The organism is Mesorhizobium sp. M8A.F.Ca.ET.207.01.1.1, from assembly GCF_004794715.1.
Classification (GTDB): Bacteria; Pseudomonadota; Alphaproteobacteria; order Rhizobiales; family Rhizobiaceae; genus Mesorhizobium.
The window spans coordinates 1-449 of the sequence record NZ_SRUS01000087.1; the positions used below are offsets into that span (position 1 = coordinate 1).

1 protein-coding gene is annotated in these 449 nt (G+C 67.0%); it reads right to left on the reverse strand.

Going from position 1 to position 449, the window contains the following annotated elements; translation table 11 throughout:
* Positions 1–12: 12 nt before the first annotated feature.
* On the reverse strand, positions 13–449 hold a 437-nt coding region (zipA, locus tag EN850_RS33580), incomplete at its 5' end, for a cell division protein ZipA (protein WP_136092940.1).

Consider the following 449-nt stretch of genomic DNA (forward strand, 5'->3'; position numbering starts at 1 on the left):
GAAGAAATGCCCTTACCAGCGCGGGGTCTTGGTCAGCGGCGGTGCCTGGTCCTGGCGAACGTAGGCGCGCAGCTCGTCACGGATGTGTGCGATGCGCTGGCGCCCCAGGGCATTGCGGCTGTCGTCCAGCACCACGCCATCGAGCAGCTCGGCCATGCGCTGCACGGTGGGCAGCATCTTCTCCCAGGCGTCCAGCGCAGTCAGCGGCGCTGGGAGCGTCAGGAAGAAGGCAATGGCCGGGGTTTCCATGGCGCGGATGTTGGCCATGTCGAAGCTGCCCGGCTTCATGATGCTGGCCATCGAGAAGATCGGGCCGCGTTCGGGGTGGCCTTCCACCAGGCGGTGGAACACGTTCATGTGGCCGAACACCAGGCCGGTCTTTTCCGCCGCCACCACGATGTCTTCACCGCGCAGCTGCTCGCCGGCCCGGGCGGCCACGAACAGCGAGA